Here is a 20,448-nt window from a genome sequence, read left to right on the forward strand (position 1 = left end):
CGGCATGGACTCACCCTTTCGATCACGAGCAAAACACATGACCTCTCATTCCACTGTTCTCATCACGGGCGCCTCGACCGGCATTGGCGCCATCTATGCCGACCGCTTCGCACGCCGCGGCCACGACCTCGTGCTGGTGGCGCGCGACAAGGCGCGGCTGGAAACGCTCGCGGCGCGCCTGCGTGAGGAAACCGGCGCTGCCGTCGATATCCTTGCGGCCGATCTGACCCAACCCGGCGACCTGGCCGCCGTCGAGACGCGACTGCGCGAGGACGCCAGGATCGAGACCCTGATCAACAACGCCGGGGCCGCACTGTCCGGCCCGTTCATCGACCAGTCGACAGACGATGTCGCCCGCTTGGTCAGCCTCAACACCACCGCACTCGTGAGGCTGGCGAGCGCCATCGCCCCGCGCCTGGTGCAGGCCGGCAAAGGCGCGATCGTCAACATCGGCTCGGTGGTCGGCTTGGCGCCCGAGTTCGGCATGTCGGTCTACGGCGCGACCAAGGCCTTCGTGCTGTTCCTGTCCCAGGGGTTGAGCCTGGAGCTCGCGCCCAAGGGCGTCTACGTGCAGGCGGTGTTGCCGGCCGGCACCCGCACCGAGATCTGGGAGCGCGCGGGCATCGATACCCGTGCGATGCCCGACCTGATGGGAGTAGAAGAGCTGGTGGATGCCGCGCTGACCGGATTCGACCGCCGTGAACTCGTGACCATCCCGCCGTTGCACGATGCCGCGCGCTGGGAAGTGCTGAACACGGCACGTCAGGCCCTGGTCGCGGACATTCGGCAGGCGCACGTGGCGGAGCGCTATCGAACCGCCGCCTGAAACGGCAAGAACGCCAGAACGGAAGGAACAGCACATGACATTCAAGGCACTGCTCGCCAGCAAGACCGGCGACACCATTTCAAGCAGCCTGGTCGACTTCAAGGAAGAGGACCTGATGCCGGGCGACGTCACCGTCGCGGTCGAGTACTCGACGGTGAACTACAAGGACGCGATGGCGCTCAGTGGCCGGTCACCGGTCATTCGCCAGTTTCCGCTGATTCCGGGCATCGACTTTGCCGGTGTCGTCGAGTCGTCGACTTATCCCGGCATCGCAGCCGGCGACCGTGTGCTGGCCAACGGCTGGGGACTGAGCCAGACGCACCACGGCGGCTTTGCGCAAAAGGCGCGGGTGAGCGGTGATTGGCTGGTCAAGGTTCCCGAGGTGTTTTCGACCCGGGATGCCATGGCCGTCGGCACCGCCGGGTACACCGCCATGCTGTCGGTGCTCGCGCTCGAGCATGGTGGCCTGACGCCCGAGCACGGCGACATCCTGGTGACGGGCGCCAATGGCGGCGCCGGCTCCGTGGCGATCGCGCTGCTGTCGAGCCTGGGCTATCGCGTGATCGCGTCGACCGGGCGTCTCGAGGAATCCGATTACCTGCGTGCGCTGGGCGCGGCGGACATCATCGACCGTCACACCCTGTCCGAAGCGGGCGCACCGATCGCCAAGGAGCGATGGGCCGGGGCCATCGATTCGGTCGGCAGCCATACCTTGGCAAACGTCCTGGCGCAGACCCGGTATCGCGGCGTGGTCGCGGCCTTCGGGCTCGCACAGGGCGCGGACCTGCCGGCATCCGTCCTGCCCTTCATCCTGCGCAACGTCACCCTCGCCGGTATCGACTCGGTCAATGCGCCGCAGCCTGCGCGGCTGCAGGCGTGGTCGCGTCTGGCCAGCGACCTGGACCTGGACAAGCTGGCACGGACCACCAAGGTGATCGGATTGGCAGAGGTTCCTGACGTTGCCAGCCAGGTACTCGCAGGGAAGGTCCAGGGGCGCACCATCGTGGATGTGAACGCCTGACCGGATCGCGCATGCCCTTCATCGACGCTCCCAACCTCTCGATCGATGTCGACGGGACTGCATTCGCGTACCGCGACCTGGGGCCGCGCGATGGCGTGCCTCTGGTCCTGCTCAACCACTGGGGCGCGGTCCTCGACAATTTCGACCCGCGGATCGTCGATGGACTTGCCCGCAGGCATCGCATCATCGCCATCGACTACCGAGGGATCGGCGCTTCAGGCGGAACAGCGCCTGTGACCATCGATGCGATGGCGCGGGATGCGATCGCGCTGGTCCACGCACTGGGCTTCGAGAAGATTGATCTGCTTGGCTTCTCCCTCGGAGGATTCGTGGCGCAGGACATCGTGCTGAAAGCCCCCGGCCTGGTGCGCCGACTCATCCTGACCGGCACAGGGCCGGCAGGCGGCACAGGCATCGAACGGGTCGGAGCGGTCTCCTGGCCGCTGATAGTCAAAGGCCTGCTGACGCTGCGGGATCCGAAGACCTTTCTGTTCTTCACCTCCACGGCCAACGGTCGTCAAGCCGCGAAAGCCTTCCTGGAGCGACTGAAGGAGCGCAAGGCGGATCGGGACAAGGAACCGATGCCCCCTGCCTTCCTGCGACAGCTGAAGGCCACCAAGGCCTGGGGCCAGCAGGCGCCCCAGGATCTGGGCGGCATCCGCATCCCTGTGTTGATCGCCAATGGCGACAACGACATCATGGTTCCCACCGTGAACAGTCACGACATGGCGCGTCGCATCCCAGGCTCACAACTGGTCATCTACAAAGACGCTGGGCATGGCGGGATTTTCCAGTATCACGGCGAATTCGTGCCCAAGGCGCTGGCCTTTCTCAATGACTGAACGACGGCATCTTTTGCAACCGGCTTCAGGCCGACTTTCCCGACCGCCCCCTGTGGGGCGGGGCTGCCCGAAGCGCATTCAATCAAACACTCTGGAAAAAAGTCGCCCATGAAAGCGTTCATCATCGATCGTTACGGAAAGAATGAAGTTGGCCGCATCGGCGAAACGCCCGAGCCCGAGGTGCGGGACGATGACGTCCTAATCCAGATCCACGCGGCGAGCATCAATGCCCTGGACTCGAAGATCAAGAGCGGCGAATTCAAATTGATTCTTCCCTACCACTTCCCCCTGATCCTGGGCAACGACCTGGCCGGTACGGTTGAGCGGGTCGGCGCTCGCGTTCGCAGCTTCAAACCGGGCGACGAGGTCTATGCGCGCCCCGACGACGATCGCATCGGCACCTTCGCTGAGTTCATCGCCGTCAAGGAATCGTCGCTGGCGCTGAAGCCCAAGAATCTCAGCATGGTCGAGGCCGCATCCGTTCCTCTGGTGGCCCTGACCGCCTGGCAGGTGCTGGTCGAAACCGCCAAGCTGAAAAAGGGGCAGAAGGTCCTGATCCATGCCGGCTCCGGCGGCGTCGGCACCATCGCCATCCAGCTTGCCAAGCATCTCGGGGCATTCGTGGCCACGACCACCAGCACGGCCAACGTCGCCTGGGTGAAGGCCTTGGGCGCGGACGTCGTCATCGATTACAAGCAGCAGGATTTCGCCACGGTGCTCCGCGACTACGACGTGGTGTTGAACAGCCTCGGCAACGGCGAGCTGAACAAATCCCTCCAGGTTCTCAAGCCGGGCGGGCATCTCATCTCCATCTCGGGGCCGCCCACCCCGGCGTTCGCCATCGCGCGAGGACTGGTCTGGCCGCTCAGGCAAGTGCTGCGCCTGTTGAGTTTCGGCATCAGGAACAAGGCAAAGAAGAACGGGGGCCACTACACCTTCGTCTTCATGCGGGCCGATGGGGCGCAGTTGCGAGAGATCACCGCCCTCATCGAGTCAGGCGCCATCCGCCCGATCGTCGACAAAGTGTTCCCATTTCAGGACACCCACAAAGCGTTGGCCTACGTCGACAGTGGGCGCGCCAAGGGCAAGGTCGTGGTGCAAGTGGTGTAGCTGCCGCCTGCCTGCGCTAGCGTCTTTGATCAGGCCCTTGCCCCGCCGACTCAGGCCATCGCACGGCCGACGCGCAAGCCTCCGGTGGCCTTGGCGTTCTGTACCCGCTCTGCATGACCAGGGGATCGACCTTGAGTTCATACACAACCGCCCGCATCGGCAAGCGCGCGCTGGTGACCGGCGCATCTAGCGGCATCGGTGCGGCCATCGACGCGTGGACCCACATTTTCGCTGACGCTTGAACCGCCTGTATTCCAACGCGCACGCCTGTGGTTCTGCGCATCGGTGCGCAGAAGCGGGTCAGCGTTCGATGGAAAAGTGGGGCCAATGAGCGTGGGAATCCACATCAAAGGCCTCCCGCAGAAACGCGGAGTTCGAAACCTTCGAGATCCCGAAGGACTTGGACTACGACGTGGCCGTCCCAGCGGACGACATCAGGGCGCCTGGTCACGCCGCAGCAAGCTGGTTGCGCGATCCTGCTCGCTTCAGTGACAACCCGCAGGGAGGCGCGCATCCTTCGCACGTTGCCAGCTCACTGCGCGTCGATCCTCATCCGCGAACCTGTAGGCTTCAACCGGCTCACGAGAAAATCCAGCAGTGCCCGATGCACCGCCGTGCTGTGCCTGCGCTCCAGGTACACAGCGGACAGCCACATGTCGCTGCGCACGAACTCCGACAGCACGGGCACCAATCGCCCGCTCTCGACGTAAGGCGCGAGCATCACCGAGGGCAAGTAGACGACGCCTGCGCCAAGCAGCGCCGCCTGGATGAGCGGACTGGCTTCCGTCGCATCCAACGGTCCACGGACCGGGACCTCGAGTGGCTGACCGTCGACTTCGAAGCGCCACTTGGGCAGCGGATTCAGATGGCTGCTGAACAGCGCGATGTGATGCGCAAGTTCGCCCGGATGAGCTGGCACACCATGCTTACGCCAGTAAACGGGAGCCGCGCAGACAGTGAGCTCCATCGATACCAGTTTTCGAACGATCAGGTTCTCATTGGCTGACGCGCCGAAGCGAAGCGCGATGTCGACGCCTTCCTCCGCAAGATCGACCATGCGGTTTGTGAGCACGAGACTGATGCTGACCTCCGGATAGTGGCCAAGAAAGGCGTTGATCAATGCCGGCAATTCGGTCAGTTCCATGCCGTAAGGCGCCGAGATGCGCACGCGCCCGCTGGGGATCCGCGCGCGGTCCTGGAGCTCGGCTTGCGTGACGTCGGCCAGTTCGAGCATGGGCCTGCTTCTTTCGAGCAGCAAGGCGCCGGCGTCCGTCAGGCTGACGGCATGGCTGGTCCGGTTCAGCAATCTGACACCGAACCGGCTCTCGAGTGCCGCGATGTATTTGCTGACGGTGCCCTTGGACAGCGAAAGATGCTTGGCCGTGCGGGAGAAGCTCCCCGAAGTGGCGACCTCGCTGAATGTGCGCAGGAGATCCAGGCTGTCCACAAATGTTCTCCTTCTTGTTGGTCAGGGCGACGCTGGGTACAAGCATCTCGGACAGGTGCTCAGACGAGCCCGAGTTTTTTCCTCAGGCTCGCATCCACCGGTCCCGCCGGCATGAAGCGGCGCAATTTCGTCAACAGAGACGCCTCCCCCGGCGGCGTGCAACGCATTCGCCACGGGCCCAGCGCCGCCTCGACGATGGTGCTCGCCACGCCGTGCGGCTCGGGCGCACTGCTCACGCTCTCGGCCACGGAGAGCGTCACCAGTTCGCGTTCGCGGTCATAGCCCGCGATCCGCGCCTTGACACGGGGCGCATTGGCATCGAGGTTGGTCCGGGTGAAGGCCGGCTGCACCAGCGTGGCACGAATGCCGAACTGGCGCACTTCATGGTCCAGCGACTCCGACAGCCCTTCCACTGCGTGCTTGGTGGCCGCATAGAGTCCCATGTACGGAGCCGGAAGCACACCGAGCACGGAACTCACGTTGACGATTCGCCCGCGGCGTTTTTCACGCATGTACGGGAGCACCGCGCGCGTCGTGCGGAGCATGCCGAAAACGTTGGTATCGAACAGCACTGCAGCCTCGGCTGTCGCGGTTTCCTCGACCGCGCCGATCATCATCATTCCCGCGTTGTTGACCAGCACGTCGATGCGCATGGCCCGGTCGATGACGGATTCGATGCCCCTCTGGACAGAGCCTTCGTCGCGGACGTCCATTTCGATGAACTCCACACCAGGCAGCGCGGGTGCCTTGCGCAACTCGCGAACGGTGCCGAAAACCCGGCAGCCTCGCGCCACGAACATTTCCGCGGCGGCACGTCCGATGCCCGAGGACGCGCCAGTCACTACGACGACTGATGAACTCGACATGACTGGTTCCTTCGATCTTGATGAATGATGATGAAGCGCATCAGTGCGCGGGCTGGGTCGCGTTGCCTGGTTTGATCCTGAACCAGATCGAATACATCGCCGGCAGGAACACCAGCGTCAGGATCGTCCCCGCGAAAGTGCCGCCGATCAGCGTGTACGCCAATGCGCCCCAGAACACCGAATGCGTCAGCGGAATGAACGCGAGGATCGCCGCCAACGCCGTCAGGATCACGGGCCGCGCTCGCTGCACCGTAGCCTCGACCACCGCGTGGAAAGGGTCCATCCCCTCCTGCTCGTTGTGGTGGATCTGCCCCAGCAGAATCAGCGTGTTGCGCATCAGAATCCCCGACAGCGCGATGAGCCCAACCAGCGCATTGATGCCAAATGCCTGCTGGAAGATGAGCAGAGTTGGCACCACACCGATCAGTCCCAACGGGCTGGTAAGGAACACCATGACCATCGCCGACATCGAGCGCACCTGGAGAATGATGATCAGAAGCGTGACCGCCAGCATGATCGGGAACAGCGGCAACATCGCCGCGGTCGCCTTCTCCGATTCCTCGATGGAGCCGGCCTGGACGACGCGGTAGCCCGCGGGCAGCTTGTCGATGATCGGCTGCAGCTGCTTGGTGATCGCGTTCGACACGTCCGGCGGCTGCGTTCCGTCGGCGATGTCGCCCTGCACCGTGATGGTGGGCATGCGGTCGCGTCGCCGCATGACCGGCTCTTCCATGCGCATCTCGACCTGGCCGACCTGCGACAGCGGAATGCGTTGGCCGCCGGCACCGGCGAGCGTGAAGTCCGCGATGCGGGCCGGGTCGAGACGCGTGTCGCCCGCCGAACGGGCGACGACCTGCACGGTGCGGATGTCTTCGCGCACGGTCGTCACAGGTACGCCGCTCAAGAGGAACTGCAGTTGTTGCGCCACGGCATTGGAGCTTAGGCCCAGCGCCGAAGCGAAGGTATCGGTGGAGCGGCAACCGTGCTCCACGAACGGCCCGGTGCTCGCGCCCATCGCCAGGCCCATGGCGCCAAGCTTCGACTCGGGGTCGATCCGCAGGTAGGTGAAGATCACACGGTCGCCGGCGCCGGGCTCCCGCATCAGCTTCACCTGCGAGGCGAAGCTGGCTTGTCCGCTCCAGGTGATCGTGCAGTCCGGCGGCACGTGGAAGGCGCCGCCTGCCGCCAGCTCCATGGTGGAGTCATAGGTGCCGATCGCATAGCGCACGGGCCGCTTCACCTCCTCGCCACAGGTGTCGCGCACCGGCCCTACGTCGGCTCGCCAGCGCGTGCGTATCGGCCCGTCGACGGCGAGGCCCGGGTAGTTTTGCTTGAACCAGTGCGTGTCGATGCGGATGTTCCACTGGCTGACGGTGCGCCGGTTGCTGCGATCCGCACCCAGCTCCACCCACACCGGTCCGCGCGAGCCCGCGCCCACGCGCGGCAGGTCGCAGACGACGAGCTCATGCTCCCAGCGCACCACCTGGCGCTGCGATCCGTCGACGAAGACCTTGCCCTGCCTGCGACCGAAAGCGCCGATGAGGTTGAGCTGGTCGTTCAGTTCATCGACCTCGACATGGTGAATCGCCGGCGAGAGGATGTGACTCACCGCGCTGCGCGGATTGGGCTTGGCGATGAAGTAGGCGCCGGTCTTGGTGCCGTTGCCGGTGTCGTGGTTGAGATTCTTGCGCTGCATATGGGCGATCACTTCTTCGCCCGTGAAGGCGCGTTGCTTCGGCGTGTGCGGCTTGAAGAGGTTGGCGCCCAGCATCCGGTCAACACAGTACTTCGGTATGTCAAAGGCGGCCGGCGGCGAGCAGATCTCCGTCCAGCCCAGGTAGAGGCCCGCGTTCTTACGGTGGCAGGCGACGAGAAAGTCGATCACCCGGTCGTTGTCGGCGCTGTTGGCGCTGTTGCAGGCGTTGATGACGACGACGCTGTCCTGCGCGAACTCCCAATAGGTGTCGACGAAGGCAGCGGTGATGCCGTAGCGCGTGTCCTTGAGCATGATCTCCTCGCCCTTGCTGTCCACGGTGGCGAGGCCGTTGTAGGCCGTGAAGTAGGTCAGCCGGAAGGCGGCGAGATCGGCCTGGAAATCGGGTTGTGCCTCCAGGGCGGGGTCGATCAGCGTGGACGCCGCCATCGTGCTCTGGCCGGCTTCGATGTACCGCCTGCGTAGCAACCTGGTCGATGAGGTCCCCCTCATGGCCTTCGTTCCTGCGACGTCGGATCTCGCGCGCCAGCGGCGCATTGCAGTGCGGGACCTGCAGTCCCTGCCGCCATTCTTCCGCTTCAGTCGCAGCGTGAACACACGCATGTACGACGAGTTCACGCGCGAGTACACGGCGCATGGCTTTCGGCCGAAGGCCGAGGCGCCAGCACCCGATCCGTTGCATGTCTTCGCCCAGATCGGCGCCGGCCGTGGCTGCACCTGCCTGCCTGCGCCCTTTGCGTTGCATCGCTACGCGGGCGTACAGCCCAGGCCGCTGCGGGAGCGGATCATGGTGCCGCTGGTGGTAGTGACTGCGTCGCGCGTGACGCAGGAGTTGCACAACGCCCTGGTCAAGGGCGCGACGCGGATGCTCAGCGGGTGAACGGCATCGTTGTGGATGGCGCAAACGTCGAAGGTGCTGATGCTCCCCCGGGCCTTCTCGAAGGCATCATCCCTTCCGCGATCGACACGGCCGCCAACCTTGGACATCGGGGCGCGCGGCAGCGACGCGAGACGGAGCAGTTACTCATGGGTTCAGTCGAAGGCAGCATGGCTTGCAAGCAAATCCCCTCTGTTCATTGCCGGGCTACACCAAGGACGTCACGATATCGCGCACTGAGGGGACGCTGCCTGCAAGGCACCCGAGGCTGGGCCCACGCGCCATGGTGCAGATCGACAGCAGCGCCGCGAGCCCACCGCAAACTCTGTCAATGCGGTACTTCAGGGTTAATAAAGTCGACCAGTTGCCGCCACGCCCCGAACGGTCCTGCGATCGGGAACATCAAGCCGAGTGGCTCGAGCATGTAAAGCGGCCGTAGCTTCAACTCGCGCAGCAAACCGGCATCGAGGAGAGGCCGCACGAAGCTAAGCGGCAGGAACGACAGTAGGTTTTCTTGCTGCGAGAGCCACCACAACATGGCCGTTGAACGAGTGACGACCGGATAGGTGCGGATCGGGTGAGGCAGATTCGCGGTCAATTCGTCGAATCGCTCACGGGCGGCCGAACCCGTGGGGACGAGTAGCCAGGTCTCGTCGGCGAGTTGCGGCCAGCCCAGGGAACGCTTGCGCGCCAGCGGATGGTCTGCGCGCGCCAAGACCGCGAAACGATCTTCGCGCACCGGCATGAACTGCCAGCCTTCCGGGATCACGGGAGGCCGTCGGCATGCCACGAGATCTGCCTCGCCACGTGCGATGGCCAGCAGTTGATCGTCCCCTTCGGCTTCCGAGAGGTGAACGGTGACATCCGGATGCCGTTGCGCGAAGCGAGGCAGCACGTTGAGCAGGAGCCCGTTCATCGCGCCGACCGAGGCGACGAGGCGGATGGCGCCGCCGATGCGTTGCCGTCGCGCGGTGACGACCTCGGCGCCGTCGGCGACGCCGATCAGCATGCGACGCGCAACGGGCAAGAGGTCTTCGCACGCCTGCGTGGGTCGCGCGCCGCGCGCATGCCGCTCGAAGAGCTGAACTTCCAGCAGCCGTTCCAGGTACGCGAGGCCCTGGGTCACCGACGACTGCGTCATGCCGATCGAGTCCGCCGCCCGCTGGAGGCTGCCCAGCTCTGCCACTTTCAAGAGGATCTGCACATGCCGAAACTTGCCGCGCGCGAGCAGGCGGTTGAAGAGGACGGACGCGTCATGGCTCAAGATATCGGAAAGTCTAATGGAAGAGCGTCATTTTTAATTTGTCGCCGATGGCTTGCTCAGGAATGATGGCAACTCCACAAACGGCGGGCAGCAAGCCACGCGACAGGAGACAAAACGTGAAAAAAAAATGGCCGCTGCTCGCGGTTGTCTGTTGCCTGCTCGGCGCCTTTTCGGCCCATGCGCAGGACGAGGTCTGGCCATCCAAGCCGATCCGGGTGATCGTGCCGACCCCGCCCGGCGGCGCCTACGACCGCACCATGCGACCGCTTTCGCAGGAGCTGGCGTCGTTGCTCAAGCAACCGGTGGTGATCGACAACAAGCCTGGTGCCGGCAACATCATCGGCGCCCAGGCGGGCGCCGCGGCCCCATCCGACGGCTACACGCTCACGATGACGGGCATGGTGAACACGATCGCCCAAGGCATGTACGACAACGTGCCCTTCAACATCGTCAATGACTTCACCCACGTCGCAATGATCGGCGGCGGCGCGCAATGGCTGGTGGTCAACAGCCAGTCCGGCATCGAGTCCTTCGCCGATCTGATCGCCCGCGCCAGACGCGAGCCGGGCGCGATCAACTACGCGAGCTCGGGCGCCGGCAGCACCGGCCATCTGTTGATGGAACTGCTGCAGAAGGCGACACAAACCTCGTTCGTGCACATCCCCTACAAGGGCGGCGCGCCGGCGCTGATGGATGTGCTGGGAGGCCAGGTCGCTGTCACCGTGATTCCGCCGAGCGGGTCGATGCAGTACATCCAGAGCGGCAAGCTCAGGGTGCTGGCGGTGTCCAGCCCGAAGCGCAGCCCCGAGCTCCCTCAAGTTCCGACTTTCGAGGAGCTGGGCTACAAGCAGCTGACGGTGATCTCCTGGGTCGGCCTGTCGGCACCGAGGAAGACGCGGCCCGAAGTCGTGCGCAAGGTCAACGAAGCGGTGCGCGAAGCGATGACGAGGCCGGAGCTGCAAAAGAAGCTCGACGCCGAAGGCATCACGCCGATGACGATGACGCCCGACGAGTTCACGCGCGTCGTCAAGAGCGATACCGAGCGCTGGGGTGCACTCACACGCAGCCTGCAACTCAAGGCCAACTGAAACTCAAGCCCATCCCTCATGCCTTTTGTCACATCGAACAAACGCGACATCTACTACGAGCGCCACGGCGCCGGCCCGGCGATCCTGTTCCTGCACGGAGCCGGATCGAACGCCGCCACCTGGTGGCAGCAATTGCCGGCCTTCACGCCGCAGTACACCTGTCTCACGATGGACATCCGCTGCTTCGGTCGTTCGGTGGCGCCGCCGGAGGAGTTCTCGCTGGAGCTCTTTGTCGGCGATGCCTTGGCGGTACTGGCGCGCGAAGGCATCGAGCGTGCGACGGTCGTCGGCCAATCGCTTGGCGGGATGATCGGGCTGCGGCTCGCGCTGCGCCATCCCGAGCGCGTCGCCGCGTTCGTCGCTTGCGACACGTCGCTGGCCATCGACCACCCGACGCTGGTCGACAGCATCGAGCGGCGCTTTAAGACAGTTTCCGCGGTAAGCATCGAGCAGCGCTCGCTGGGCGCCTGGTTCTTGAAGGCGCAGCCCGCGCTTGCAGCGCTTTACGCGCAGATCAACCACTTCAACCCGAGCGCTCACAGTATTGAGCCCGAAGCCTGGCGCGAGGCCGTACTGCGTCTGAACCAGCCCGAGAACCTGCTTGCCGTCGCTGAGATCGACCAGCTGGCTTGCCCGACGATGTTTCTCGTTGGCGCCGAAGACCCGATTGTTCCGCCGGCGGTCATGCGCGAACTCGGCCAGCGCCTGCCAGGAAGCGAGGTCGTTGTCGTCGAGGAGGCCGCGCATTCTGCGTACTTCGAGAAGCCGCTGGAGTTCAATCAGACGGTGTTCGACTTCTTGAGACGACGCGCCGACTCCTAGGTCTGCTGTGCAGCGACTTCTGAATCTCGGAGCTTGCCTCCATGCAAAAGCGCGCTCACGACCCGGCCCACGCTGGCGAGCAGCTCGGAGCTCTTCTCTCGCCTGTGCTCGAAAGCTCCGATACATTCTGTTGCCTTGCGCTCCGCAACCGCCCCTTGAAGACGCTGCTGAGACGTCCTATTTTTCTCCCGTTCCAAGTTGGTCGTAGAGAAATGGAGGACAAAGCCATGGCCATGGACATGCTCAAACAACTTGCCGGTTCCCCCTTGCCGGCGACCTTCCGGACCCGGGCGGAGATCGACCAGATCAAGCTGCTGCGGGCCGCCGGCCTCGTGATCGCGCTGACGCCCGCGCCGTCGGATCCCCCCACCCTCTCGGGCAGCCCCGACGCCGCCCAGGTGCTCGCCATCACCGAAAAAGGCCGCGCCGAACTCGAACGCATCCACTACCCCGTGGCCGCACAGGGCCCGTGGCGCGGTGCCGCGTCGCGGTGGCGCGCGAAGCTGCCCCACGCAATCCGCACCCGCCTGATGTAGGGAGGCCGCCATGCGTTCGAAGACGTCCAGCCGCATCCCCTACCGGGGCTTCAATATCGCGATCCAGGTCGACCGCGCCGGCGACCAGATCTTCGGCCACGCGGACTTGTTCGCCGACGACGAGTTCAAGGCCCGGCTCGCCGTCGGCACCCAGGGCCGCCGTACCAAGGAAGTCCGCGACCGGCTGAGACGCCTCGCAAAATCCAAGGTCGACGTGTGGGCGATCACGGGGTCCGCGCGGAGCGCTGCCGCGCCCGGCGATGCACGGCCGAGTCCGGGGTGATGCGCGGGTGAGCTACGGCCGGCGCGCAGCGCTGCTTAATTGAACAACTGGATTCCTTTGATTGGCGGTCGGCGCCGACCGTCCGCTGTTACCAGCGAGCACTTCCAGGAGCTGCTCAAGGAACCAAGTATTTCCTGCAGTATGAGCCGTGCGGGCGAGGTCTGGGGCAGCTCGGCCATGGAGAGCTTCTTCAGTTCACTGAAGACTAAGCGCACGGCCAGAAAGGTAACCGGGTCAGCGAGCAGGCTCGCGCCACCATGCCCGCTGTCGGGTCGGGGGCGGTCAGCAATCACGATGGAGCTGAACGGCGTCCGTCTGGACTGACGCTCCTTCGCGGGCGGCCGGCGAGCGCAAGCGCTGCACATTTGCCGCCCACGCGGGTTGACGCTCTCTTGAGGGCGCCCGCGGGCGCCCTCGCCTTACGACTCATCCGACCTCGACATTGATTCGCCGCGGCTTGGCATGCTCGGCCTTGGGGATACGCAGTTTCAACACGCCCTGCGCCAGCTCGGCGGACACCTTCTCGGTGTCCAGCTCCTTGCTGAGCGTGAAGACGCGGCGAAACCGGCCCAGGCCGACCTCGGTGTGGCTGGTCTTCAGGTCATCCGGCACGCTCAGGCCCGACTCCGCCTCGATGGTCAAGGTCTCCGCTTCGACATGAAGATTCAGCTTGTCGCGCGACACGCCGGGCAGATCGGCGTAGAGCGTGATGCCCCCGGCGTCTTCCACCACGTCGACAGGCGGTGTGAGGGCCGCGCCCTGATAGCGTGGCGCCTGCCCACGATCCATGGGTTCCGGCGCGCTGGGCGATGCGGTCTGTACGTCATTGCTCATGATGTTCACCTCCTTGTTTCACAGGACAGCGATGCGCCGCGGCTGTGCCGAGGCCCGGCGGCGGACCGTGATGCGCAGTACACCGTCGCGCAGCCGGGCCTCGACGGCCTCTGGATCGGCATCGTCCGGCAGAGTGAGGACGCGGCGAAACGGCCCCTCGAAGCGCTCGTTGATGTGCACGGCCGCCTTGGCCTGCGCATCGGGAAGCAGGCTCTTGCGCTCACCCGCGATGGTCATGAGACCACGCTCGAGGTTGATCTCCAGCGTGGCCGGGTCGACGCCGGGGGCGAACGCGAAGATCTCCAGCGCCTGCGGTGTGGCGCCCACGTTCAACGCGGGAAATCCGTTGCTGCCGTAACCGCGAATGGTGGGTGACAGATCGAACGCCTGCTGCATGTCCCGTTGCAGGCGATCCATCTCGGCCAGCATGTCGCGCGGGAAGAAAGATCGGTACATGGGAAACCTCCTGTCAAATCAATTGAACCTGAACAGAATCGAGCCGCCCCTCACTGGGGCAGGCCGTGCGTGCCCGTCGGCCGCGCAGCGCCATCGCTGTCCGCGCGGTGCCGTGCAAAGATCCTGGAGGGTCGCTGTCGCCAGCGCGCGGTGCGCGACTGCGGGTACGAGAATTTCGCCAACTCCTCGCGCCCCTTCTGCGTGATGGCCAGCACCTGGGCGGCCGAAGGGGAGCCAGACAGAGCGAGCGAGTTCGAGGGCGCGGGGATCAGGGCAACGACGAGCCCGGCGGCCCGAAGCACCCGCACCTGATCGATGTCCGCGGTGCGATAGAACGAGACAGGCAAGCGAGAGCCGGCAATTTGCTTGAGCAAGTTCATGGCCATTGAATACCTCCTTTTCGGTTGACCAATTTCCGACGCAAGCGAACATAGGAGCCTCCGAATCGATTTTCAAGAGGCGGTTTTCGACACCCGCGCGAGACGCAGGCCGACACGAAAAAAAGCCCGGCCGCACGCGACCGGGCTGAGGTTTACAGCAAGTCCGCGGTGGTGCCGCGGAGACAAAAATCTACCGCGCCGCGCCGACGCAGGCATGTCAGACAACTTCTGATTCTTGAACGCCAGCGCAATGGCCGGACCGACGCGCTAACGCGCCTGGGCGCGTCGATTCTGCAGGGCGTATTCGGGCAACATCCCTCTCAAGTTGAAGGCATCCTAGACCGTGCCGTTGCGAGAGGGTCAAGCACTTTCCAGGGGCCGCGGTCGCTGCGTCAGCCGTTTTTCGACGGGCACCCTCTGCCTGCAGCAGGCTGCGCCAGGTGTGCGGACATCAAGAGCTTCGGCCCAACCCGGAAAACGAAAGCGGTTGCTGGCCGGAGACTGACATGCGTCGCGTCCAGCGCAGCTCATCCGATGCTGGCCGAGCGCGCAACGGCCATCTGCAAACAGCTTGAGCCGGCCCTTGACGTCACGCGGCGTCGCAGGGATTCCCATCGCCGGACCACGTCTGCTTCCGGGACGAAGGCCATCCGGCTGAAGTCGATCCTAAGGTGGTGGAAAGATGTGGAACCGTTTTCATTCGTTCGGCACTTCTTTCTCCTTCGTAATTTCCTTCGTTTTGGGAATTCAGGGTTATCACTGTAGAAACGTTTCCACGCCCACCGCAAACTGCAGTCATGACCGGTTCTGCATCGCCCTTTCTCGCACCCTCCACACGCTTGCCACTGCGGCCGCCCCCCTACGAACCCGAGGTGGCAGCAGCCGTGCAGAGCACCGCCTTCAAGGGCCTGTCACCCCTGAACCTTCGACTGGCGCTCGCGAATCACAGCAAGCTCGGCCCGGCCTTCCAGGCCATGGCACATGTGGTGCTGTTCCAGTGCGCGCTGCCCGAACGGGACCGCGAGATCGCGATCATCCGCACCGGCGCGCTCACGCGGTCCGAGTACGAATGGGGCATGCACATCAGCATCTACGCGGACAGGTGCGGCCTGGATGCCGCGCAGGTGCGCGAGCTCACCGGCAGTGCCGACTGGCATGCGCTGTCGCCAGGCCTGTGGAGCGACAGGGAACGCCTGATCGTGCGCATGGTGGATGAGCTGCACCACCACTGCACGGTGTCCGATCAGACCTGGCAGTCCCTTGGCGCGGGCTGGCCGCAGGAGCAGGTGATCGAGCTGATCTTCGCGTCGAGCTTCTATCACATGGCCGCGCTGTTCCTGAACAGCGCGGCCGTGCCGCTCGAGCCCGGTGCCGAGCGTTTCCCTGCCCCGCTTGCACAGGCGAAAGTGCCGGCATGAAGGCCAAGATCACCATCCGCGAAGTGGCCAAGGCCGCCGGCGTTGCGATTGGAACGGCCTCGCGGGCCCTGAACCGCAGCGGGCGCGTTAGCGAGCAGGCCATCGCAGCGGTCACCAAGGCGGCGCGCGAGCTCGGCTACACGCCGGATTCGGTGGCGCAGAGCATGCGCACCCGCTCGACAGGCGTGGTCGGGTTACTGGTGTCGGATCTGGCCAACCCCTTGTACGCGCGGATCATCACGGCGGTCGAATCGCGCCTGCTGGCGGCGGGCTATGCGCTGCTGGTGGCCAGCACCCACAACGACGACCAGCGCGAGAAAACCCTGATCGACCTGTTCCGGCGCCGGCGCGTGGACGGGCTCATCCTCGGTCCCTGCCAGGCCGAGACCCCGGCCTACCTCGACCAGCTGGCGGCGCACGGCCCGGTGATCGCGCTCGATCGCGACTTCCAGGGCAACAACGCGGGCGTGCACGTTGACCACTACCACGGCGCGCTTCAGGCCACGCGCTACCTGCTGAACCTCGGTCACACGCGCATCGCACTGCTGACGCCCGGCAGCGTGTTGCGTCCGGGTCGCGAGCGCATCATGGGCTACAGGGACGCCTATCTGGAGCGTGGTCTGCAGCCTGACCCCAAGCTGATCCGCGCCGAGAAGTCGGCGATGGACTTCGCCTTCAGCGAGGCCCTCTCGCTGCTGGGCTCCCCCACGGCGCCCACGGCCTTCCTGTGCCTGGGCACCCGCATCCTGTCGGGCGTGCTGCAGGCACTGCGTCACTCGGGCCGTTTGGCGCCCGATGACGTCAGTGTCGTCAGCATCGGCGACACCGACCTGTCGCAGCTTTTCAGTCCCGCCATCACCTCGCTGACCTGGGACCTGGAAGCGGTCGGCACCGCCGTGGCCGAGCTGCTGCTGCGGCGGCTGGACAGCACAGCCCCCCTTGAGCAGGAGCGCATCCTGCTCACCACCCAGATGGTGCTGCGCGAATCCTGCGGTCCGGTCGCCAAGGCACCCGCTGCCGTCCGCAAGAAAACGAGAGCGGCCTCATGACGCAGCGTCTCAAGGACAAGGTGGCCATCGTGGTCGGCGCCGGCTCCATCGGCACCGACATCAGCAACGGCGCCGCCTGCGCCGTCACCTTCGCCCGCGAAGGCGCGACGGTGATCTGCGTCGACCGGTCGCCCGAAGCTGCGGCGACGTCGGTGCGTCGCATTCATGACATCGGCGGCATCGCCGAGGCCTTCGAGGCCGATGTGCGCAGCAGCGAGCAGATCGAGCGGATGGTGAACCACTGCCTGGCACGCTTCGGCCGCATCGACGTGCTGCACCACAACGTCGGCATCGAGGAATTCGGCGAGCTGATCGAAGTGACGGAGGAGTCCTGGGACCGCGTGCACGCCATCAACCTCAAGGGCCCCATGCTCACGGCGCGCGCCGTGGTGCCTCACATGATCCGACAAGGCGGCGGCGCCATCATCAACGTCTCCTCCATCGCGAGCCGCAAGTGGAGCCCGATGCAGTTCCTGTCGTACAGCACCTCCAAGGCGGCACTGAACCACATGACGCGCGTCGTGGCGCGCCAGTACGCGCAGCACCAGGTGCGCTGCAACGTGATCGTGCCGGGCCTGATCGACACGCCGCATGCCGCGGCCCTTTTCAAGAGCGAACAAGAGGCGCAGGCCGGCCGACAGGCACGCAACGCGCGCTGCCCCATGGGCCGCCAGGGCTCGGCCTGGGACGTGGCCAACGCGGCGCTGTTCCTCGCCTCCGACGAATCGAGCTACGTGACGGGCCTGGAGCTTGTGGTCGACGGCGGACTGTCCCTGTAGACGGGTATTCGAGCATCAACGACAAGGAGACAACACCATGCGCAAACTGTGGATTGCCGCGCTCGCGGGCCTCGCATTCGCCGCCCATGCCCAGGCGCCCTCGGACTATCCGTCGCGGCCGATCCGCTTCGTCCTGATCTCGGCCGCAGGCAGTGGCGGCGACGCGCTCGGCCGGCTCCTGGCCGACAAGATGGCGCCCCTGGTCAAGGGCGTGTTCGTGATGGACAACAAGCCGGGCGCCAGCGGTGCCATTGCCACCGACTTCGTCGCCAAGGCGCCGGCCGACGGCTACACGATCGGACTGGGCGGCGCGACCACGCACGTGCTGCTGCCCGCGAGCAATCCCAAGCTCTCGTACGACTCGGTCAAGGACTTCGCACCCATCGGGCAGGTCGGCACCGCCTCTATCCTGCTTATCGCGACCAACGACTTCCCGGCAAACAACGCCAAGGAGCTCATTGCGCTGGCCAGGAAGTCGCCCGGCAGCGTGCAATACGCGAGCTGGGGCATCGCCTCGACCGGTCACTTTTGCGGGGAGCTCTTCAATCTGCGCACGCAGGCACAGATGAGCCACATCCCCTACAAATCGGTGGTGCAGATCCAGACCGACATGCTGGGCGGCCACGTCAAGCTGGCCTACGTGGACATGGCATCGGGCTCGCCGATGGTCAAGTCCGGCAAGGTCAAGGCGATCACCGCCTGCACCTCGCGCTCGCCCAGTCTGCCCGACGTCTCGAGCTACGACGACGAAGGCATCGATTTCGCGGGCAAGCGCATGGGCGCGCTGCGCTGGGCGCTGTACGCACCCGCGGGCACCCCCAAGCCGATCGTCGCCAAGCTCTCCGCCGCGCTGAAGCAGGTCGTCGAGATGCCGGACGTGAAGGCGCGTCTTCTGGACCTGGGCATCACCGCCGCGTTCGTCGGTGGCGACGAACTGCGCGCCATGACCGCCGCAGACATCGAGGGCTGGCGGCAGATCGCCAAGGCCGCGAACATCAGCAATGAGTGACGCGGCCCTTCCCCTGCTGCAGGGCCGCGTGGCCTTGATCACCGGTGCGTCCCGTGCGCGCGGTATCGGCCTGGCGACCGCACGGCTGTTCGCCCGCCACGGTGCCCGGGTGGCGCTGCTCGACCTCGACGAAGGGCAGGCACAGGTCGCTGCCGAATCCCTCGGCGCCGAGCACATCGGCATCGGCTGCGATGTGCGCGATGCCGGCGCCTGCAAGGCGGCCGTGGCGCGCGTGCTGCAATGGGCGGGCCGCATCGACGTGCTGGTGAACAACGCTGCCATCACACAAAAACGCGGTGTGCTGGACGTGAGCGCCGAGGACTTCGAGCAGGTCGTGGGCATTACCCTTCGCGGCACCCTCCAAATGTCGCAGTGCGTGATCCCCACCATGATCGAACAACGCAGCGGCTCGATCATCTGCATCTCGTCGATGTCCGCGCAGCAAGGCGGTGGCGTGTTCGGCGGCAGCCACTACTGCGCCGCCAAGGCCGGCGTGCTGGGCCTCATGCGCGCCATGGCCAAGGAACTGGGCCCCCAAGGCATTCGCGCCAACGCCATCACGCCGGGCTTGATCATGACGGACTTCTCGCGCGGCGCGAACTCCGACGACAACAAGCACGCGCTGGGCAAGACCTTTCCACTGAGCCGTGTCGGCCAGCCCGAAGACATCGCGGGCGCGTGCCTGTACCTGGCAAGCGACCTGTCGTCCTTCGTGACCGGCGCAACGCTCGACGTCAACGGCGGCGCGTACATGCGCTGACCACGCCCCAAGGAGTCCATTCAATGAGCATGCTGTTCGGCGGCGCCCGCCAGGTCGGCTATGTCGTTCACGACATCGAGAAGGCGATGGCCCACTGGTCGCGCACGCTGGGCGTGGGCCCATGGTTCTACAAGGAAGAGGTCGGCACGACCGAGTTCAACTACTACGGCAAGCCGTCGCGCCTGCCTCGGCTGTCCATCGCGCTGGCCAACTCCGGCAACCTGCAGATCGAGCTGATCCAGCAGCGCGACGACGCCCCCTCGCTCTACCTCGATTCGCTGCGCCGCGGCGGCGAGGGCGCCCAGCACCTGGCCTACTGGAGCGACGATGGCTTCGACGACGCCGTGCGACACCTGCGCTCGACGGGTTACGTCGAGGGCCACAGTGGCCGCATGGGCATGCGCGGGCGCTTCGCCTACTTCGTGCATCCCGACCTGCCCAGCGGCATGTTCGAGATCTCCGAGATGGCCGGCGGCAAGGGCGAGTACTTCCGCGACATCCGGCACGCGGCCGAAGGATGGGACGGCAAGGACCCGATCCGCCGCATGGGCGCGAACGCCATCGCCCCGGTGCCATGACGGCTCCCGACCACCCCGTTCACCAACCAGCAGGAGATTCCGTGCAGACCACAACCCTTCAAGCGGCACGCATCAAGACGGTACGCGATCACATGGCGCTCGAGTGCACGCAGGAGTGGGATGCGGTGATCGACACCTTCGAGCATCCCCGCTACGAGATGCACGGCAGCGGCGTGGTGTTCGACGGCGAGGAAGAAGTGCGCGGCTATTTCCGCAGCTCGCGCACGCCCTTTCCCGACCTGGCCAACGAGATCATCGCCATCGCCGCCGACCAGGACACGGTACTGGTCGAGTTCTGGCTCAGCGGAACGCACCTCGGGCCGCTGCATGCCAACGACAAGGTGTTCGATGCCACAGGCCGGAAATTCCGGATCCGCCTGGCGGCAAGTTTCGAGTTCGCGCCAGGTTCCGACAAGATCGTGTGCGAGCGGCCCTACTCCGCACCCGATGCGAAGCTGCGCGCGCTCGGGTTGATCTGACGACCCTCTC

The 20,448-nt window shown here is 65.3% G+C and carries 22 protein-coding genes and 2 pseudogenes; 17 read left to right on the forward strand and 7 right to left on the reverse strand.

What is annotated here, in order from left to right; translation table 11 throughout:
- The first annotated feature begins 37 nt into the window (after positions 1 to 37).
- From AC07O4_RS16945 to AC07O4_RS16960, 4 genes are all read left to right on the forward strand, one after another.
- Positions 38 to 826, forward strand: a complete 789-nt coding sequence (locus AC07O4_RS16945) for an SDR family NAD(P)-dependent oxidoreductase (RefSeq protein ID WP_070059257.1) — start codon at positions 38 to 40, stop codon at positions 824 to 826.
- A gap of 34 nt (positions 827 to 860) precedes the next feature.
- Positions 861 to 1,847 carry an acrylyl-CoA reductase (NADPH) gene (gene acuI / locus AC07O4_RS16950; protein WP_390344587.1) on the forward strand — a complete coding sequence of 329 codons (987 nt, stop codon included), beginning with the start codon at positions 861 to 863 and terminating at the stop codon, positions 1,845 to 1,847.
- 11 nt (positions 1,848 to 1,858) lie between these two features.
- Entirely contained in the window at positions 1,859 to 2,689 is an 831-nt protein-coding gene (locus AC07O4_RS16955; protein ID WP_495305167.1) for an alpha/beta fold hydrolase, read from the forward strand.
- 108 nt (positions 2,690 to 2,797) lie between these two features.
- Positions 2,798 to 3,799 carry an NADP-dependent oxidoreductase gene (locus AC07O4_RS16960; protein WP_492736759.1) on the forward strand — a complete coding sequence of 334 codons (1,002 nt, stop codon included), beginning with the start codon at positions 2,798 to 2,800 and terminating at the stop codon, positions 3,797 to 3,799.
- 532 nt (positions 3,800 to 4,331) lie between these two features.
- Here AC07O4_RS16960 and AC07O4_RS16965 read toward each other — a convergent pair.
- The 3 genes and pseudogenes from AC07O4_RS16965 to AC07O4_RS16975 all read right to left on the reverse strand — a co-directional run.
- Positions 4,332 to 5,246, reverse strand: a complete 915-nt coding sequence (locus AC07O4_RS16965; RefSeq protein ID WP_070059261.1) for a LysR family transcriptional regulator — start codon at positions 5,244 to 5,246, stop codon at positions 4,332 to 4,334.
- A gap of 59 nt (positions 5,247 to 5,305) precedes the next feature.
- Positions 5,306 to 6,112 carry an oxidoreductase gene (locus tag AC07O4_RS16970; RefSeq protein WP_070059262.1) on the reverse strand — a complete coding sequence of 269 codons (807 nt, stop codon included), beginning with the start codon at positions 6,110 to 6,112 and terminating at the stop codon, positions 5,306 to 5,308.
- Between the two features lie 40 nt (positions 6,113 to 6,152).
- A pseudogene (locus AC07O4_RS16975) lies at positions 6,153 to 7,064 on the reverse strand (efflux RND transporter permease subunit); the annotation flags it as partial.
- 1,177 nt (positions 7,065 to 8,241) lie between these two features.
- Between AC07O4_RS16975 and AC07O4_RS16980 the strand changes: the two are divergent.
- Positions 8,242 to 8,706, forward strand: a complete 465-nt coding sequence (locus AC07O4_RS16980; RefSeq protein ID WP_492736761.1) for a LysR substrate-binding domain-containing protein — start codon at positions 8,242 to 8,244, stop codon at positions 8,704 to 8,706.
- 325 nt (positions 8,707 to 9,031) lie between these two features.
- Here the strand turns inward: AC07O4_RS16980 and AC07O4_RS16985 are convergent, their stop codons facing one another.
- The gene (locus AC07O4_RS16985) at positions 9,032 to 9,967 is read right to left on the reverse strand and encodes a LysR family transcriptional regulator (protein ID WP_492736763.1); all 936 of its coding nucleotides are present in this window, start codon (positions 9,965 to 9,967) and stop codon (positions 9,032 to 9,034) included.
- Positions 9,968 to 10,032: 65 nt separating this feature from the next.
- Here AC07O4_RS16985 and AC07O4_RS16990 point away from each other — a divergent pair, with 65 nt between their 5' ends.
- From AC07O4_RS16990 to AC07O4_RS17010, 5 genes and pseudogenes are all read left to right on the forward strand, one after another.
- Positions 10,033 to 11,055, forward strand: coding sequence for a Bug family tripartite tricarboxylate transporter substrate binding protein (locus tag AC07O4_RS16990; protein WP_492736765.1), 1,023 nt, complete (start codon positions 10,033 to 10,035; stop codon positions 11,053 to 11,055).
- Positions 11,056 to 11,073: 18 nt separating this feature from the next.
- On the forward strand, positions 11,074 to 11,877 hold the full coding sequence (locus tag AC07O4_RS16995; RefSeq protein ID WP_070059271.1) for an alpha/beta fold hydrolase: 804 nt from the start codon (positions 11,074 to 11,076) through the stop codon (positions 11,875 to 11,877).
- A 227-nt stretch (positions 11,878 to 12,104) separates the two neighbouring features.
- Entirely contained in the window at positions 12,105 to 12,413 is a 309-nt protein-coding gene (locus AC07O4_RS17000) for a hypothetical protein (RefSeq protein WP_492699159.1), read from the forward strand.
- A 10-nt stretch (positions 12,414 to 12,423) separates the two neighbouring features.
- Positions 12,424 to 12,696, forward strand: coding sequence for a hypothetical protein (locus AC07O4_RS17005; RefSeq protein ID WP_095744407.1), 273 nt, complete (start codon positions 12,424 to 12,426; stop codon positions 12,694 to 12,696).
- Positions 12,697 to 12,777: 81 nt separating this feature from the next.
- Positions 12,778 to 12,924, forward strand: a pseudogene (locus AC07O4_RS17010) (IS3 family transposase); the annotation flags it as partial.
- Between the two features lie 198 nt (positions 12,925 to 13,122).
- Here the strand turns inward: AC07O4_RS17010 and AC07O4_RS17015 are convergent.
- The 3 genes from AC07O4_RS17015 to AC07O4_RS17025 all read right to left on the reverse strand — a co-directional run bounded on the left by AC07O4_RS17015 (position 13,123) and on the right by AC07O4_RS17025 (position 14,372).
- On the reverse strand, positions 13,123 to 13,485 hold the full coding sequence (locus AC07O4_RS17015) for an Hsp20/alpha crystallin family protein (protein WP_070059545.1): 363 nt from the start codon (positions 13,483 to 13,485) through the stop codon (positions 13,123 to 13,125).
- Between the two features lie 63 nt (positions 13,486 to 13,548).
- Positions 13,549 to 13,986: an Hsp20/alpha crystallin family protein gene (locus AC07O4_RS17020; protein WP_062472360.1), complete on the reverse strand. Its 438-nt coding sequence runs from the start codon at positions 13,984 to 13,986 to the stop codon at positions 13,549 to 13,551.
- A gap of 50 nt (positions 13,987 to 14,036) precedes the next feature.
- Entirely contained in the window at positions 14,037 to 14,372 is a 336-nt protein-coding gene (locus AC07O4_RS17025; RefSeq protein WP_095744406.1) for a hypothetical protein, read from the reverse strand.
- 791 nt (positions 14,373 to 15,163) lie between these two features.
- Here AC07O4_RS17025 and AC07O4_RS17030 point away from each other — a divergent pair.
- The 7 genes from AC07O4_RS17030 to AC07O4_RS17060 are packed head-to-tail and all read left to right on the forward strand — an operon-like array spanning position 15,164 to position 20,438.
- The gene (locus AC07O4_RS17030; protein WP_062472365.1) at positions 15,164 to 15,784 is read left to right on the forward strand and encodes a carboxymuconolactone decarboxylase family protein; all 621 of its coding nucleotides are present in this window, start codon (positions 15,164 to 15,166) and stop codon (positions 15,782 to 15,784) included.
- Positions 15,781 to 16,833 carry a LacI family DNA-binding transcriptional regulator gene (locus tag AC07O4_RS17035; protein WP_070059276.1) on the forward strand — a complete coding sequence of 351 codons (1,053 nt, stop codon included), beginning with the start codon at positions 15,781 to 15,783 and terminating at the stop codon, positions 16,831 to 16,833. Before AC07O4_RS17030 ends, AC07O4_RS17035 begins: the two co-directional genes overlap by 4 nt.
- Positions 16,830 to 17,612, forward strand: coding sequence for an SDR family NAD(P)-dependent oxidoreductase (locus tag AC07O4_RS17040; RefSeq protein WP_070059277.1), 783 nt, complete (start codon positions 16,830 to 16,832; stop codon positions 17,610 to 17,612). The genes AC07O4_RS17035 and AC07O4_RS17040 overlap by 4 nt, the downstream gene beginning before the upstream one ends.
- A 37-nt stretch (positions 17,613 to 17,649) precedes the next feature.
- A complete protein-coding gene (locus AC07O4_RS17045; protein ID WP_095744404.1) occupies positions 17,650 to 18,621 on the forward strand; it encodes a Bug family tripartite tricarboxylate transporter substrate binding protein in 972 nt (323 codons plus the stop codon).
- Complete coding sequence (locus AC07O4_RS17050; RefSeq protein ID WP_095744403.1) at positions 18,614 to 19,381, forward strand: SDR family NAD(P)-dependent oxidoreductase; 768 nt, start codon at positions 18,614 to 18,616, stop codon at positions 19,379 to 19,381. The genes AC07O4_RS17045 and AC07O4_RS17050 overlap by 8 nt, the downstream gene beginning before the upstream one ends.
- A 23-nt stretch (positions 19,382 to 19,404) precedes the next feature.
- Positions 19,405 to 19,959 (forward strand): VOC family protein, encoded by a 555-nt coding sequence (locus tag AC07O4_RS17055; protein ID WP_062472379.1) that lies wholly within the window; start codon positions 19,405 to 19,407, stop codon positions 19,957 to 19,959.
- A gap of 41 nt (positions 19,960 to 20,000) precedes the next feature.
- Complete coding sequence (locus AC07O4_RS17060) at positions 20,001 to 20,438, forward strand: ester cyclase (protein WP_235926634.1); 438 nt, start codon at positions 20,001 to 20,003, stop codon at positions 20,436 to 20,438.
- Positions 20,439 to 20,448: the final 10 nt, after the last annotated feature.

This window comes from Variovorax sp. GW821-FHT09D04 (assembly GCF_059416405.1).